The organism is Sphingopyxis sp. (assembly GCF_025869345.1).
Taxonomy (GTDB): domain Bacteria; phylum Pseudomonadota; class Alphaproteobacteria; order Sphingomonadales; family Sphingomonadaceae; genus Sphingopyxis.
The window spans coordinates 38002-54178 of record NZ_JAOZVW010000117.1; the positions used below are offsets into that span (position 1 = coordinate 38002).

The following is a 16177-nucleotide window of genomic DNA, read 5'->3' on the forward strand; positions in this document are numbered from 1 at the left end:
TTCCTGATTTTTTGCTCGCTGCCGCGCCCGCCGATTCGTCCCCGTTACAAACCGAGCTTCGCGCGCCGCGCATCGAGCTGCTGATAACTGGAATAGCCGATAAGTCGAGCCGCACGCGACTTGTTTCCGCCGGCACTATCGAGCGCGCGACTTATATAATGGGTTTCCACGTCGCGAAGAATTCGATCCAGATTGAACCCTTTGCCGATTGGCCGGTCCAATATGTCATCGGTTCGCGGGACAATTTCTGGCAAGAGCGCATCCGCGATGTCGTCGGCCTGCAGCATCTGCCGATCTGACCATACAAGGGCGCGGCGCAAAGTATTTTGGAGTTCCCGGATATTTCCCGGCCAACGCTGGTCCAGGAGTAGGGCGCGCGCCCCGGCATCGAGATCCTTCGCCTTGAAGAGCGGATCGTCCGCCATCTCTTCGTTGATGCGGGCCAGCAGCTCGTCGAGTAGCAGCGGCAAATCGCCTTCCCGCTCTCGCAAGGGCGGCAAATGGATGCGCAGGACGGCGAGGCGATAGAAAAGGTCTTCGCGAAACCGCCGCTCGATCGTCTCGGCAAAAAGGTCGCGATTGGTCGCGGCGATGACCCGCACATCGACCTTGCGCACGATATTTTCGCCGATGCGCGTTACCTCTCCTTCCTGGAGCACGCGCAAGAGCGCGACCTGCGCTGAAAGCGGCAGCTCGCCCACCTCGTCAAGGAACAGGGTGCCACCGTCGGCTTCCTCGAAGCAGCCCGGCTGCGCCCGGTCAGCGCCGGTAAAGGCGCCCTTATTGTGCCCGAAAAGCCGCGATTCGACGAGATTGGCGGGGATCGCACCGCAGTTCACCACGACCATGGCCTTGTCCGCGCGCGGGCTGATTGAATGAACGGCGCGCGCCATCAGCTCCTTGCCGGTACCCGATTCCCCCTCGATGAGGAGCGGCACATTGCGCGGAGCTGCCTTTCTCGCGAGCGCCACAACGCGTTTCATCGCTGGGCTTCGCTTGACGATCGCTCCGAAACTGCTTTCCGCGCCCGGGCGTTCGGCCGAGGATTCGGCGAGGCGACGATCAGGCTCGCGCAACAGGTCCGGAAGAATCTCGGCCGGCAAGTTGAACGGATGCTGGACGGTGTTGAGCGACCCCGCCGATGATTCGATGAGCTCGGCGGGAAAACGCGAGGTTGCGAGCAAGAGCCAAACTGACGCCATGACAGGTGTGCCGGGGCTGAGATGGAAGGTGAGCGCGGTCATCGGACCAGCCGACTCCAGCGCCTCGGCGATGAACGCGGAAGCGTGGCGGTAGATTTCGGTGAAGGCGTTGGGCTGCGGAAGCAGGGCAAGCCGCGCAACGATGCGGACGGTTGGCGCCTCGCGCGCGAGCCAGTCGCGATAGCGTTCCATTTCCGCTTCGGGCCAGTTGCACAGAAGGTAAGCGGCGTTGAACGGGCGGCTGCGCAGCGCGTCCAATATGGGACCGACGAAAGATCGCTGCTCGGCATCGAGGTCGGCGCGGCCAATCCAGGCAAAAAGAATCCGCATCCCACACAATAACAAATCATATCATATTGGCGAATATTTTATCATTGAGCGATGGCTGCAGATAAAAATATTGGCAGATTACCGCGCAAACCCGAATTGGCACGCTTCCTGCGAAGTCTCCGTCACCATCAACGTGAAAGGAGAATTAACCCGCAATGCCCCTCGAACATGAATATGCCCTGCTCGGCGGTTACAACCGTTCGGCCGTCGGAAAATGGATCGCCCGCGCGTCCGCCACGATCTCGGCGGCAGCGGTCTTCGTCCTGCTGTCCGCCATCGACCTCGCCCGCTCCTTCGGGATCAACGCCAACCTCCCGCCCGCCGTTCTCTCGCTCGTCGGCGCGGGAATGGTCTACACCCTGCTCTACTGGCTCTTTGATCATTACGCTTGGCGCATCGGTCCGCTCGGTCGCTTGCTGAAGGTTCCGCATCTTGCGGGAAGCTGGGTGTGTGAAGGCGTGAGCCTCGACAAGAACCCGCCCTTTCCCTGGAACGCCAAGATTACGATCGTTCAGTCGTGGGATCGCATCCGCGTCCATCTCGAGACCAGCCAGTCCTCGTCCGACAGCGTCGCGGCGGCGCTCCTCTACGATGCGGCGGTCGGATACCGGCTGCTCTATCACTACCGCAACCACCCGCGCGTGGGCGAGACCGATCTCGCCGCACACCACGGCTTTGCCGAACTCATCTTCGCCCCTGACGGCAGCTCCGCATCGGGCGAATATTTCAACGGCCGCGGCCGGAACACTTTTGGAACCATGAAACTCGTGAAGGAGGCCAAGTAATGGCTCGCAATATCAATGATCGCCTGACCAATCTCAACAAGCGCCGCAAGGGCACCGACCGTCTCGACCGGGTCGGCAAGGAATTTGCCGCCTCGATCGTCAACGACAGCATGGTCCTCGAGAAGTGGGAGAAGCGCGCCACGACGCAGCCCTTCACCCGCTACGCCCTCGGGGCGATGCAGCCGGTCGAGAAGCGCTACACCGACATTTCGATCGAGACCGCGATTCGTGTCGGCAAGCAGCTCCAGCAGGGACTCTCGATGGACGTCGACCTGCGCCTGCAGGGCTCAGTTCCGCTCGACGTCCATATTCGCGGCGTCAGCGATGTGGACCTGTTGACGCTGGCGGGGTCCTTTTTGACCTATACCCAAGGCGGGGCGCTGGCGCGGGCGGGCTGGTACAGGCCGAGCGATCGCCGCCCGGTCGACGTCCTTCTCGAACTCCGCCGCGAGGCCGAGAAGGTGCTGACGGCTGCCTATCCCGCCGTCACGGTGGACTGCACCGGCGGCAAGGCCATTGCGATGTCGGGGGGCTCTCTGCCTCGCCCGGTCGACGTCGTGCCGTCGCACTGGCATGACAATATCGACTATCAGGCGGCGCAGCAGGAACATGAGCGAGGCGTGACGATCCTCAACAAGCATGTTCCCACGACGATCGAGAACCTGCCGTTTCTTCACATTCACCGGATCAACGAGACCGACGGTTCAACGCTGGGCGGGCTCAAGAAGGCGATCCGGCTGACGAAAAATGTCAAGAATGACGCCGAGGATGAACAGGCGGCGATGAAGCTGCCGAGCTTCGACATCGCTGCGCTTCTCTACCATGCCGATCGCGCGATGCTCCGCGCGGGCTATCAGTTCGAGCTTTCGATCCTCGCGGAGACGCAGCGCTTTTTCGACTGGTGCTGGAACAACAAGGACAGCGCCCGGCAACTGCGTACGCCCGACGGCACCCGTGCCATCCTGAACACTGACGACAAGATCGACGGTTTGCGGGCGATCTCGGTCGAACTCGACAATCTCGCCGGCGAGGTAGCGCGCGAGCAGTCGAACGTCATCCGCAGTCTGCAGGCACCGACGCAGCAAATCATCGCCGAGGCGCTGCGCAAGGCCTATATCCCGGACGCCGCCTGACAGCATGACCCGACCCGGTCCCCGCGATTGTCTGGGGATCGGGCAGGGGTCATTCGGCGGTCACGGAGGCTGCGTCCGTGCGCCGGGTAAGAAACAGGCTGCCGCCCTGTCCGGTGAAGGCTGGCTGGATATTCGCTTTACGGGAAGCAGGGAGCGTCAACCTATCCGCGCTCACCGCCGCGACATAGCGCTGGGTCTCGGCGGGTATGGCGCGCGGCAACCCAGCGGCTGTCTACGTGTCCAGCATATCCCATTCGTCACCCAACACCCAACGGATCGCAGACAGCTTGCCGCTGAGCATCCCCCACTCGAAGTCGCTCCAAGGACCGAGTTCGTCTGGATACTGCTCTTCCGCCCGCTTCATCGCCGCGATCATGCCGTCCCAGATCGTGTCGATGATCATGCCGCGCTGCTCCTCGCGTGTGGCTGCTTCCCAGACCTCACGCGGCACCTTCTTCTCCCGGCCACTCTCTACCGCGTCGATGATGCCCCACTTCCGCCCATACCAGATCTGCGTGGTCAGCTTGTCCTCGGCCTCTAGTAGTTCGGAAAGGGCGCGAGACTCTTGACTGTACTCTCGGTCGAAGGTGATTTCCTCGATCAGGTCGCTGGCGAATTCGCTGACAAGGACTCCTAAGTTAGTCGAGTAACGCGAGTGTACCTCGTCGAAAAGAGGTGCTAGGTCGGGATGTGGGAGGCGGGTATCTCCTGCCTTTTGGCTAAAATCGTGGATGTTGTGGGTGACGAAGGCGAGCACGTCATCATCGTTCCGCTCAGACAGAGCATCGATATATGTCTCAATAATGATCGCGTCTCCTATACCGTTGATCTGGCGGTGGAACGGCGCGACTTTCGCAATGGCACGGTCTGCCGCGCGAGCCTTGATACTTTCACTAACCGGCACGGGTTCAGTCGTAGAGAACAACTTCTCTATCAGCCCTACTGCCTCATTCACCGCCTCACCCCCCGTAGCGATCCGATGATCAACTTCGTTTAACTGTCTAATGATGTCGTCGCGACCGTCTTCGGGCGCAAACTGCACGACCGCGTCCTTTACTCGCTTGAAATGGCTCGACAGGCTGGCGCGGCTGGAAGCCATGACCCGATCACGATTACGTGCGAACTCGTCGAGGACTATCTGCGGCACAATGAACTGGATTTCATCCGCCTCTGTCATGGCAAACATCGCGTCGAGCAGAGGCAGATGGCGAGGATCCTTGGTCAGGTCGAGCCAAACGCAGGTGTCGATCAGTAGGAATAGTTTCATGTCACGAGCGTAGCGATCACTCCTTGCGGTCGCCAGTCTGCGCGTCACGCTTCTGACCGGTGGCGGCGCACGCTACGCCGCGGCAACCATTGAACCCGCAATGACAGCTTAGGACCAGCCTCTCGCCAAAAGCCGCCTGTCCGCCATCGGCCAGACGCAGATAGGCAGACGGTCTCACCGACATGGCAATCGCCGCGAAAAGCTGCCTGTCCGACATCGATCATGATCTGCCTTCATTCGGGGCTCGCCGTCGCGATGCTCAATGCTTTCGGAACATGCCGCCAACTTATCGCTGCGCTGCGAGCCACGATCTACCCCATGCTCCCATCTTCGGGCGCTTCGCCCGACGTGCAAGCGGGAGCGCCGTTCCCCGTCTACATGCTGAAGCCCTGGTATCCTTCATGGAAGCGAAGTGCGATTTCGGGAGGCACCGAAAGATTGGCATGCCTGTCGGTTTTCACGCAGATGACCGCTGGAAGTTCGTCGCTTAGCGCGGACTTTAGGGCTGCCTCGAACGCGTGCGCTGTTTCGGCGAAATAGCCGGCGCATCCCAGCCCCATCGCGACCTGGTCCCAGCGTATCGGCCCCATTTCGGTGCCGAACGTCTTGCCGTAGCGCGCCTCTTCATTAGGCACTTCCATCGACCAGGATCCTTCCGAGAAGACAATGGTGATAGTTTTTACGCGCTGCCGAACTGCGGATTGAAGTTCCATCAAATGGAAGCCCGCCGCCCCGTCGCCGGTGACGCAGATGACGTCGCGATCGGGATTGCCCAGCTTCGCGCCCACAGCACTGGGAATTCCGGTGCCCAGCATTCCCATTTCAAGAATGTTGAGATAAGATCGGGCACGGGTAGGGGGCAGCCTGAAATGTGCCCAAAGGCTCGTGAATCCACCATCGGCCACATAGATGGCCTCGCGTCCAAATACGGAGCCAATCTGGTCCATTACATGAGCGGGATGAAGTGCAGCCCCCTGGTAATCGCGCGTATCGACGAACTGCTGGTGACGCCAATCGACTTCGGCGCTTCGGTAGCGCTCGAGATCCTCAATCCCGCCGTCCCTTCCCGGGAGCGTCCCGAGTTCGAAGAGTAGATCCTCCAGAGCGATGCTGAGATCGGAAACGATTCCAAGTGAGAGGGGACGCGTTGCTCCCAAATTCCGGGGGTCGAGGTCGACATGGATCAGCTGCTGATCCGTTCCGTCGCCCCAATATTTGCTATAGGGTGTATCGATGTTTCCGAGCCGCGTTCCGAGCGCCAGCAATATGTCGGCTTCCTGCCGCGCCAAGTCCGCACCCGCGCCATATCCGTAAAGGTGATGCGGATGATCGTGGGGGAATGCCGACCGGCCGGCCAGCGTCGTAACGACGCCGCATCCCAGTTGCGCTGCAAGCTTCTCTACCAGCGGCCCGGCGTTGGCCCGATCGACGCCCGACCCGACGAGGAGCAGCGGGCGCCTGGCCTCACGCAACATGGCCGCAGCTTGGGCGATCTGACGGCGGCCCGCTTGCGGTGCGGGGGCCCGATAGCTGTCGGGATCGGAAACTTCTACCGTGTCCTCGTCGCCCACAGCATACATCACAGACATCGGGATTTCCAACTGAACGGGTCCCGGCCTGCCGGCCCACATTTCCCGGAACGCCATATGGGTGATTTCGACAATCCGGTTCCAGGCGAAGATGGGTGCGCCCCATTTAACCGCGGGTCGAAAGAGGTCGATCTGGTCTTGTCCCTGAAAGGTTTTTGGCGTGCAGGGATAAACGACACCAAGTTGATGCTGGGACGTTATTGCGACGAAGGGAACCCCTTCGTGGCGTGCCGTCACGACTCCAGGCAGAAGGTTTGCCGTACCGGGACCCGGATTCGTGACAATCGCGGCGACCTGTCCGGTGGTCTTGTAAATGCCCTCGGCCATATAGGCTGCGGCGGCCTCGTGCCGCACCGGGACGAACAATATCCCATTGTCTTCGAGCGCAGCCAGGAGCGGATCCACCTCCGGCGACATGAGGCCGAAGACATACCGGACGCCTTCGACGGCCAAACATCGTGCCAATAATTCTCCGCCCGTGAGGCGCATGACGATCTCCAGTACGAAAGGTGAGTGCCCAGGTTCCGGCACATTCGCTGTGGTTAGTTGATGCGCTGATCGGCCAACCGACTGAGTGGAGTTGGATGGCCGCACCTTACCCTGTCGCGCATAACTCTCAGATCCGGAAACGGACCCCGACATTAAAATAGCGGCCGACCGGATCATAGGCAGAGCTGGTCGGGCTGGAAAAACTGCTGGGGTCGTTCGTCGCTATTGGCGGATCTCGGTCGAACAAATTATTGACCGATAGAAACAGCTGCTGCTTCTGGCCAAAAGCCGCGATGTCGAAGGTCAATGTCGCGTCGGTGTACCAAACCGCCGGAGCGTGGTTCAAATTCGTATCGACGCCCTCCACATTGTCGGCATTGAACACCGATGCTGCGATGAAGCGCTGCTGCACGAGAAGCGCCCAATCGTCGGTCGAATATCGCGCCTGGAAGTTGGCCGACCATTTTGGCGTGTCCGGTTGTCCGAGCGAACGGATGGGCGCCGAGCCGGTCGCGATGCGATAGGCAGAGGTATGGTGCGTTGCCAGCGCACGAAGACTGAACGTGCCGCCGCCGACGGGGCGTGAGTAATAGGCCTCGAAGTCAATTCCCGCCGCTTTCTGGACAGCCAGGTTGAGATTGGGACCCGTCACTGTGATGGTGCCGTCCGGATTCTCCGTTATGAGGTCGCAGAAGAAGGTGTTTCCTGCATCGCACGCGTCGATTTCCTGCTGGGGAAGGAGGAAATCGATCGCGCCCTTCACCTTCACCACATAGCGATCGACCGAAAACTGAAACCCCGGCACGAAGGCGGGGCGTAGCACCGCGCCGAATGTAAGGACGTCCGCCTTTTCAGGGCGCAAATCCGCGTTGCCGGCGGTAAAGAACCGCGTCTGCACAGCCTGTCCGCCATAAATTGAATTGAGCGTCGCCTGACGGCCGGGGTCGAATAGCTCGACAAGGCTTGGCCCGCGGATATCTCGCGAACGGGTCGCGCGGAACCTGAGGCCGTCGATCGGCTCATATTCTCCGCCCAGCTTCCAGGTTGTTACTCCACCGGACTGGCTGTAATCGGCATATCGGACGGCGCCGTTTAAGTTCAGCGAACGTCCCAGCGCGCTGTCCTTCAGAATCGGGACGCCGATTTCGACAAAACCTTCCTTGATGTCATAGCTTCCCGAGAAGGGAAGTGGGTTGTAGAGATTGAAGCCTCCAGGCCGACCTGCCTGCGCCGCCGGAGCCCCCCTGATTCCCGTGATCGAGGTCGTCGCCTGCGATATCGCGTCGGTTTCCTGCCGGGCCTTCTCCTTGCGATATTCGATACCAGCGGCGACCGAGACCGGGCCCGCGCCGAACGACAGGCTATCGCCGAGGTCGCCGGAAATCGTGAGTCCCGCCACATATTGCTCAAGCCTCAGCTGAGCGACGCCATCAGCGGTGACATAGTCGATGGCCGACGCGCTCGGCGAGCCTGTGCCGAAGAGATTGAGCGGCACGCAATCTTGGTCGAGGCCGGCCAGTGTTGAACGGCAGACGATATTGCCCGCGGGATCGCGGACCGCATCGACGGCGGCGTAGAGATTGCGGTTGATGGTGAGATTGTTTTCACGAAGCTCGAGGTCCGTAAGGCCAAAGGAGGCCGAGCCATCGAGTTTCCAGCCATTGCCAATGTCTGCCCGGAAGCCGGCAGCGCCGCGGTAGACCTTTGCGAAATTCTCGATTTCGACCAAGGGAAAGTCGCTTGAGAAGCGACCGACAACGATCGAAGCCTGGGCATTTCTGTCCATGAGCGTCGCGAGTGGAGCCGGAAGGAAGGCGTTATCACGGAAGATCCGGAAATTATTCGAGCCACCGACATGCGATATTACGAATGCACCCAGGTTGGTGTGGGAATAAGCATAGGTGCCCTCCGCATACACCTGCACAGTGTCGGACACATCATATGCGGCGCGTAGGAACGCGTTGTAGCGAAGCTGATCCGGGGCGAAGCCGATATTCACGCGCGGTCCATCGCCGCCGCTCTGGAACGACGAGCTCGTAAAATTCCCGTAGTCGAAGGTCCCTAGGACTCCTCCGGGCAAAAACGCGATGCCTTTCAGAGGGCCGGACGTGACAAGTCCGCCGTAGGATCCGCGAGAACTGCGAATATCGGGCACGACCGTGACGCCTGTCGTAGCGCCGGGCACGGGATATTGGCCGGCGGCGATGTCGAACCAGCGGCGACCCGTTGCTTCATCGGCCCGGATTCCGTCCTGTCGAAAATATTCGAAGCTGCCGAGCAAGTGCAACCGGTCGTCGGCAAACGAAGTGCCGAAGGCGATCGAACCGCCGTAGGACGGGAGGTCGCCGCGGGTTGAAACACCCGACTGGAGCTCGGCCCTGATGCCTTCCAGATCTTCGTCGAGCACGAAGTTGATGACGCCCGAAACGGCATCGGAACCGTAGGCGGCCGAGGCGCCGCCCGTCACGACATCGACGCGCTTGACCAACGCCTGCGGCAGCACGTTGATATCGACCGAGCCTGTGAAATTGGTCGCGACGAAGCGGTTGCCGTTCAGCAGGACGAGGTTCCGGTTTGACCCGAGGCCGCGCATGTTGAGCAGGTTCTGACCGCTGTTCCCCGTTCCGGGTGTCGTGCCAGGGTTGGAGGTCTTCAAGCTGTCGTTGAACACGGGCAGCTGGTTGAGTGCGTCGGCAAGGTTGGTCGGAGATGCCTCCTTCAACTGCTCGCTGGATACGGCTGTAACCGGCGTCGGCGAATTGAAGCCGTTCTGGAGGCGGCTGCCGGTCACGACGATTTCGCTCGTTCCCCGGTCCGTGTCCGCTTCGTCCGGCTGACCTATCGATGCGGGATCGCTATCCTGAGCACTGGCAGAGACGGGAAATGCGAGGGTGCCGAGCGCTACTGCGCCGAGCAAACTATTTGCCTTGCCGGGCTTTTCGATTCTGAACTTCCGATACATCTGCAGTCCCTCCCGAATTGATAGGGACTCCGTTTGAGTCCCCTTGTTTCTTGACGCCGCCGTCGCCCACCACGGTCCGGTCGGAGGCTAAGCGTCGGGCCTAAGGACCCGCAATTTGAACATCAAATGCAATGATCGGAGGCTTCATTGCACTTCGCGCATAGACCGGCGCGGTAGCTGAAAGTGCCAATAATCAGGGATTTTGCTGAACAGTTGCGGCATGACGTCCGGCATCGGCCACGCGGTTGGCGGCATCGACGTGGCTTTCGCGTCGCCGCCCCTCAAGCACCGGCGAGTTGCATTAAAATGGGATGAGGCTGGAGAGACGCAAAATCTCTGAGGACCGCGCTGAACGCGCGATCCGTCGCCTCGAGGGTCTCCGTTACATCGTCAACTGTATGGGCCGCAGAGAGAAACATATTGTGATAGGGATGAACATAGACGCCGCCCTTCAGGCACGCCGCGGCCCACGCATAGCCGATCCGAAAATCGGGATCGTCCGCAAAGAATATCTGCGGCATCTGCGCCGGGCCCGTCTGCTTCAACTCAAGACCATGGCGCTGAGACTGTGCCTCCAGGCCTGCCCGCAGGGCGGCGCCGCTGGCGATCAGCGTTTCGAGATAAGGCGTCTCTCGAATGATCCTGAGGGTTTCGATCGCGGCCGCCATCGGTACCGCAGAGAACCAGAAGGAGCCGGTCACAAATATATCCCGCGCCGCATCGCGCGCCTTGTTCGAGCCCAGCAGGGCGGAGATCGGATAGCCATTCGCAAAGCATTTTCCCCAGCAACTGAGATCGGGTTCGATACCCAAATGCGTCCAGCTGCAATCGCGCGCCACCCGGAAACCTGCGCGCACATCGTCAACGACCAGAAGCGCACCGGTCTCGTCACAACATTTTCGAGCGGTGCGCGCGAACTCAAGCTGGGCGAGGGCCTGGTCCTCAAATACTTCGTGTCGGAAAGGTGTGGCAAAGACAGCCGCAATATCGCCATCGTGCGCCTTGAACGCGTCCGATAAGCTTTGGGCGTCGTTATAGGTATAATATGCGACATGCACGCGATCGGAAGCGAGAATCCCGGCAGTATGCGGAGTGTTCCACGGGGAAGCGCCATGATAGGCGCCTTTGGCGCATAATATGGTTTTGCGCCCCGTATGGGCACGCGCGAGAACCATCGCCGTTGAGGTGGCATCGCTGCCATTTTTGCAGAACATCGCCCAATCCGCATGACGGACCATGCCCACAAAGGCTTCGGCGAGGTTGACCATGATCTCCGAAGGACCGGTCATGGTGTCGCCGAGAAGTCGCTGCGCATCAGCCGCGGCTTCGATTTCGGATTGCCGGTAACCGAGCAAATTTGGCCCATACGCGCACATATAGTCGATATAGGGCTGCTCGTCGGCGTCCCAAATTCGTGCCCCCAGCGCGCGCCTGAAGAACTGGGGGAATTCTGGCGGCAGCAACCGTGTCGACTCGTGGCCGTACATCCCGCCCGGAATGACCCGTTCGGCGCGTTCTCTGAGATCTTTCTGCCTTGTTCCGTTCGCCATAATGCACCTCTCGCGATAAATAATGGGTAAAAATCCACGAAATTCAACGATTCGTGATCTGAAAGAGATATATCTTGTAATATACTGTATAATTATACACAATGCGCAATCGGACGACGGGATAGCGGGGCAGGGAGGACGGGGAAATCTATGCGGAACGTCAGCGACAAGGCGCCGCCCCACGAGGCGCTCACCGTAGTCGTCGCGGCAATGATCGTTGGCACGGCCGCCTTGATGGTGCTTGGAATACAGCCCATCCTTCTCGGCGCCCTTGTAGAGGAGGGGCGTATTCCCGCCGAGGGGTTGGGATCGGCGGCAACGGTGGAAATACTGGCGATCGCGGCGGGAACATGCATCGGACCCGTTCTTATGAAGACGGGATATCTGCGGGCGAAATGCGCGGCACTCTGCTTAATGCTCGCCGCAATCAACTTCGGATTGACGTTGCCGGGTTTCGATTTGCCCATCGTGGCTTGCCGAGCGGCAGCGGGAGCCCTGGAAGGTCTTTCGCTCAGCGCGGCGATCCTGATCATGACTCATAATCGGCGGCCGGACCGGCTGAGCGGAATATTTCTGGGCGCGCAGACGATACCGCAGGTAATATCTGCTTATTTGCTCCCGACGGAGATTATTCCGCGCTGGGGGAGCGCAGGCGGCTTCACGATCCTGGGCATTCTCGCGGCGATCGCCGCGATCGCGGCTCTGTGCCTCGTCGATCGCGTTGAGCTCGATCCGACGACCGTTAACGACGACTTGCAGTGGTCACCCGCGGCGATCGTCATTTCGATGGCGGCATTCGTTCAATTCTCGGGGGTCGGTGCCGCATGGAGCTATCTGGAGCGACTGGCTGCGCAGCACGGATTTTCGGGAGAAACGATCGGTATCGCCATTTCCGGGAGTTTGCTTTGCCAGGTAGGCGGGGCTTGGCTGGCCGCTTGGATCGGTGGGCGGGTCGGATATCGCTTCGCCTTAATCGCGGGGAGCCTGCTTCAGGCGGGCAACGTGATCGCATTGGCGGTGGCCGATCAGCCAAGCTGGTTTATTTCCGCTTCCTGTGCTTTCGGCCTGTTCTGGTTGGCGATGCAGCCCTTCCAAATCCGCTTCGCGATCGCGATAGATAACAGCCGGCAGCTTGCTGTACTGCTGACGCCGATCGCCCTCGTCGGGTTGAGCGCGGGGCCCTTGTTGCTCTCTCGCTTTGCCGGGGCGACCGACTTGCGCTGGATCTTTGTGGGGAGTTCGACCTTGTTGCTGGCCAGCGCGCTTCTGTATCTTTGCGCTTCCCTGTTTCAACCGCGCGGAAAGGTGATCGCTGAAACGGTGGACGTATGAAAAAGACGGATCGGGGTTCGCGATGACATCGCAGGTCAAGCTTCGTAGCGCGGCAAAGCGGCCGCGCAGTCCTAAAAGCGAGCGAGGTCTTGCTCGTTACGAGTCCTTGCTTGATGCGACCGACAGGCTGTTGGTCGATCTAGACCCCGATCAGGTCGGTCTCTATCAGATTGCAGAGGAAGCGGGTGCCTCACCGTCGTCCGTCTATCATTTCTTTCCGACCAAGGAAGTGGCTCATCTCGCTCTGATGCGCCGCTATCTGGAGGGGCTCCGGAATCTCGACGCGATGGAAGTCGACATCGGCCAGCTCGAAAGCTGGCAGGACCTGATGAAGTTGGATCAGATCAGGGCGCGAGACTATTATAATAGCCACCCGCCCGCCCTCAAGCTTCTGTTCGGCGGATATGGCGGGGTCGAGGCCAGAAAGCTTGACGAGCGATACTCCGAGGAAATCGTGAGCTCCATGTATGGCAGATACAACGGCATTTTCCATATGCCGCAAATGGAGAATGAGGCTCTCATGTTCACGATCTGCTTCGCAATTCTCGACGCGGTATGGGCCGTCTCCTTTCGCCGGTTCGGTGAAATTACGTCGGATTTTCTTCGGGAGGGGCAAGCGGCTTGCATTGCCTATTGCCGACACTATCTGCCCGAGCGAACGCCACAGCGTGAATCCGTTCAACGATATGCAGGAATGTCCGTTGCGTTGAGTTCGGTTCTGAGTTCGGTCGGTTAGGAGGCCCCGCGATAAACCAACGCTCTTCTGTCGAAGGGATGTCGCCTGGTTCGACCAGGCCCTGCGAAGTCAGCCGCAATCAACGAGGCAGATGTCAACGTGGCCAGCAAGTTCAACTGTGAGTTACTCGATCTGCGATCATTTGTTGCGGTGTATGAAACGCGAAGTTTTAGCCACGCCGCGCGGCTTCTGAATCAATCGCAGCCCGCGCTCAGCCGGAGAATCCAGCGCCTCGAGAGTCTCGTGGGCGGTCCGTTGTTCGAGCGGACCAGTCGGTCGCTTGCCGAAACGGCGCTCGGCAAAGAGTTGCTCCCGGTCGCCCACCGAGCGTTGGAACTTGTCGATACGTCGCTGTTTGCGTCGCCCAATGTCCGGGAGTTCCGCTGGACAGACATCACGATTGCCTGTGTACAGACCGCCGCCTTCCATGTTCTCCCGCGAGCTGCGCGCTTGTACATGGATCAAAATCCGAGGGTCCGACTCCGCATCCTTGACGTGCCGGCGGTCGAGGCTGCGGACCTGGTTGCGAGCGGCGAGGCGGAGTTCGGCATCAGCATCGAGAGCCTGTTGCCATCAAGCCTGCGGTTCGATGCGCTCCACGAGGACCCGTTCGGCCTGGCATGCCACCGAAGCCATCCGCTGGCGTCGCTCGAGATCCTTGAATGGACGCAATTGAAAGGTGAAAGCCTGATCGCCGTTCACCGTGCGAGCCGGAACCGCACGTTGCTCGATGCCGAACTCGCGCGCAACAATATCGCGCTGGAATGGCGGTATGAGGTCGCGCATCTGACGACGGCGCTTGGATTGATCGATGCGCAATTGGGTGTCGCTGTTATGCCCCGCATGGTTATGCCCCGCTCGGGTCGGTCGGAGGTCGTCTGGCGCCCCGTCGTCGCGCCGGTCGTCCAACGCACGATCGGCATCGTTCAGCGCCGCACCGGCTCGATGCACCCTGCCGCACAGCAATTGCTTGCGCGGCTCCGCGCGGCCTGGTCGTCCGCCAATCTGGGCGACATCGCGTCTCGCGAAGATGGGGCATCGTGACACGCGTTCTATGCGCCTGCAGCATCGATGCTCACGATCATTGCATTTGCTGAGAGACGAACGCGAAGATACCGCTGGGTCACAGGATATCAGTCCATCGAGGCGGGAGAGAAATGTGTGAAAGAGCACCAATGCCGTGGCGGCCGGGCGTCCCCCGCTGCGCCCGCCACGTGGCTTGCGCGGATCAGCGTTTCCCGGGGGGCCTCCGCCATCGCCTGGACCTTCATGCTTGGCGCAACTGCCATTCCCGTGGCTGCGCAAACTGACGATCCGAAGCTCGTTCGTCATACCCAGTCGGGCGCCGTCGAGGGCGTCGAGGGCGACGTCGAGACTTTTTTGGGAATACCCTTCGCGGCTCCGCCGGTCGGCGACCTGCGATGGCGGCCGCCGGCTCCGCCGAGGGCGTGGGCGGGCACCAGGGACGGCCGCCGCTTTGCGCCCGATTGCATCGGGAACGAGCGGCTTAGAGAGGGGAGCCGGGCTGCCGGGACGAGCGAAGACTGCCTCTATCTGAATATCTGGTCTCCCAAACAGGTCGGTAAGGGGGGGCTCCCCGTCATGATCTGGGTTTACGGCGGTGGGTTTAGCGGCGGTTCTGGCGCGGTGCCATATTATGACGGCTCTGCGCTCGCGCAGAAGGGCGTGGTGGTCGTCACGTTCAACTATCGCGCCGGGATTCTGGGCTTTCTTGCCCATCCGGCGCTTTCAAAGGAAAGTCCGAATGGCGTGTCGGGCAACTATGGTCTTCTCGACATGCTCGCGGCGTTCAAATGGGTTCAGAACAACATAAGGGAGTTCGGCGGAGACCCGAACCGCGTCACGGTCTTTGGCGAGTCCGCCGGCGCGAGCGCGCTCGGACTGCTCCTGACCTCGCCGCTCAGTGAGAGCGCCTTCAATCAGGCGATACTGCAAAGTCCGGGTCTGGCCAGGCCGCTCGCCACGCTTTCTGAAAGCGAAGCGAATGGGCTGGAACTGGGAGCCGATATTTCTGCTCTACGGCGTGCCGATGCGGGCGAATTGACGAAGATCGCGCAATCGCGAATACCCATGTCGCGCCAGTTCACCAAGCCGCGGCCGATGGGTCCGATTCTGGACGGCTATGTTTTGCGCACCCTTGACGTCGATGCCTTCGCCAAGGGGGCCTTCCGCAAGATACCCGTTCTGGTCGGCGGAAACGCCGACGAAGGGCGCGCTTTTACGGATCGCCTGCCGGTCAAAACGGTCCTTGAATATCGAGCCTATCTCACAGAACAATTTGGTGACGAGGCGGACGCATGGGAGCGTTGTTATCCCGCGAACTCCGACGCCGACGTCCCCGCCGCCGTTGCCCGTCTTTTTGGGGATAGTCAGTTCAACAACGGGATCGAGCTGCTCTCGGCAGCCTTCGCGAAATGGCGAACGCCGCTTTGGAGATATCGCTTTACGGGCATTCCAGGAGCCGGCCGTCGCCCCGCCACGCATGGAGACGAAATTCCCTATGTCTTCGCAAATCTGGGGCCGTCGTCCGTATCTATGTTTGGGTCGCTCGAAGGCGGCGCCGGGGCGTCGGACATCAAACTTGCGACCGAAATGTCCGCGGCCTGGGTGAGCTTCGCGGTGCACGGGGTCCCCGATCAGGGCACGAAATCGCACTGGCCGCGCTTCGAGCGGCGAGGGGAGATCATGACTTTTGGTTCGCAGGTTGGCTCTGGGGAAGGTCTTGGAGTTTCGCCGAGCAAAGCCTGCCAACCCTCAAAATAGCGCCCGGCCTGTGCGTGC

Annotated in this window: 11 protein-coding genes; 6 read left to right on the forward strand and 5 right to left on the reverse strand. The window is 60.6% G+C overall.

What is annotated here, in order from left to right:
* Positions 1–44: 44 nt before the first annotated feature.
* Positions 45–1532: a sigma 54-interacting transcriptional regulator gene (locus OJI97_RS12050; protein WP_297663788.1), complete on the reverse strand. Its 1488-nt coding sequence runs from the start codon at positions 1530–1532 to the stop codon at positions 45–47.
* 155 nt (positions 1533–1687) lie between these two features.
* Here OJI97_RS12050 and OJI97_RS12055 point away from each other — a divergent pair, with 155 nt between their 5' ends.
* Both OJI97_RS12055 and OJI97_RS12060 read left to right on the forward strand, forming a co-directional pair.
* Positions 1688–2317, forward strand: a complete 630-nt coding sequence (locus OJI97_RS12055; RefSeq protein ID WP_297663789.1) for a hypothetical protein — start codon at positions 1688–1690, stop codon at positions 2315–2317.
* Positions 2317–3450, forward strand: a complete 1134-nt coding sequence (locus tag OJI97_RS12060) for a hypothetical protein (protein WP_297663790.1) — start codon at positions 2317–2319, stop codon at positions 3448–3450. Before OJI97_RS12055 ends, OJI97_RS12060 begins: the two co-directional genes overlap by 1 nt.
* 232 nt (positions 3451–3682) lie before the next feature.
* Here the strand turns inward: OJI97_RS12060 and OJI97_RS12065 are convergent, their stop codons facing one another.
* From OJI97_RS12065 to OJI97_RS12080, 4 genes are all read right to left on the reverse strand, one after another.
* On the reverse strand, positions 3683–4717 hold the full coding sequence (locus tag OJI97_RS12065; protein ID WP_297663791.1) for a PIN domain-containing protein: 1035 nt from the start codon (positions 4715–4717) through the stop codon (positions 3683–3685).
* 374 nt (positions 4718–5091) lie between these two features.
* Positions 5092–6795 carry a thiamine pyrophosphate-binding protein gene (locus OJI97_RS12070; protein WP_297663792.1) on the reverse strand — a complete coding sequence of 568 codons (1704 nt, stop codon included), beginning with the start codon at positions 6793–6795 and terminating at the stop codon, positions 5092–5094.
* A 127-nt stretch (positions 6796–6922) separates the two neighbouring features.
* Complete coding sequence (locus tag OJI97_RS12075; RefSeq protein WP_297663794.1) at positions 6923–9757, reverse strand: TonB-dependent siderophore receptor; 2835 nt, start codon at positions 9755–9757, stop codon at positions 6923–6925.
* 281 nt (positions 9758–10038) lie between these two features.
* Positions 10039–11307 (reverse strand): aminotransferase class III-fold pyridoxal phosphate-dependent enzyme, encoded by a 1269-nt coding sequence (locus OJI97_RS12080; RefSeq protein ID WP_297663795.1) that lies wholly within the window; start codon positions 11305–11307, stop codon positions 10039–10041.
* A gap of 150 nt (positions 11308–11457) precedes the next feature.
* Here OJI97_RS12080 and OJI97_RS12085 point away from each other — a divergent pair, with 150 nt between their 5' ends.
* The 4 genes from OJI97_RS12085 to OJI97_RS12100 all read left to right on the forward strand — a co-directional run bounded on the left by OJI97_RS12085 (position 11458) and on the right by OJI97_RS12100 (position 16159).
* Complete coding sequence (locus OJI97_RS12085; RefSeq protein ID WP_297663796.1) at positions 11458–12639, forward strand: hypothetical protein; 1182 nt, start codon at positions 11458–11460, stop codon at positions 12637–12639.
* A 22-nt stretch (positions 12640–12661) separates the two neighbouring features.
* Positions 12662–13375, forward strand: coding sequence for a TetR/AcrR family transcriptional regulator (locus OJI97_RS12090; protein ID WP_297663797.1), 714 nt, complete (start codon positions 12662–12664; stop codon positions 13373–13375).
* Between the two features lie 99 nt (positions 13376–13474).
* On the forward strand, positions 13475–14419 hold the full coding sequence (locus OJI97_RS12095) for a LysR family transcriptional regulator (RefSeq protein ID WP_297663798.1): 945 nt from the start codon (positions 13475–13477) through the stop codon (positions 14417–14419).
* Positions 14420–14446: 27 nt separating this feature from the next.
* Positions 14447–16159, forward strand: a complete 1713-nt coding sequence (locus OJI97_RS12100; protein ID WP_297663800.1) for a carboxylesterase family protein — start codon at positions 14447–14449, stop codon at positions 16157–16159.
* The last annotated feature ends 18 nt before the right edge of the window (positions 16160–16177 follow it).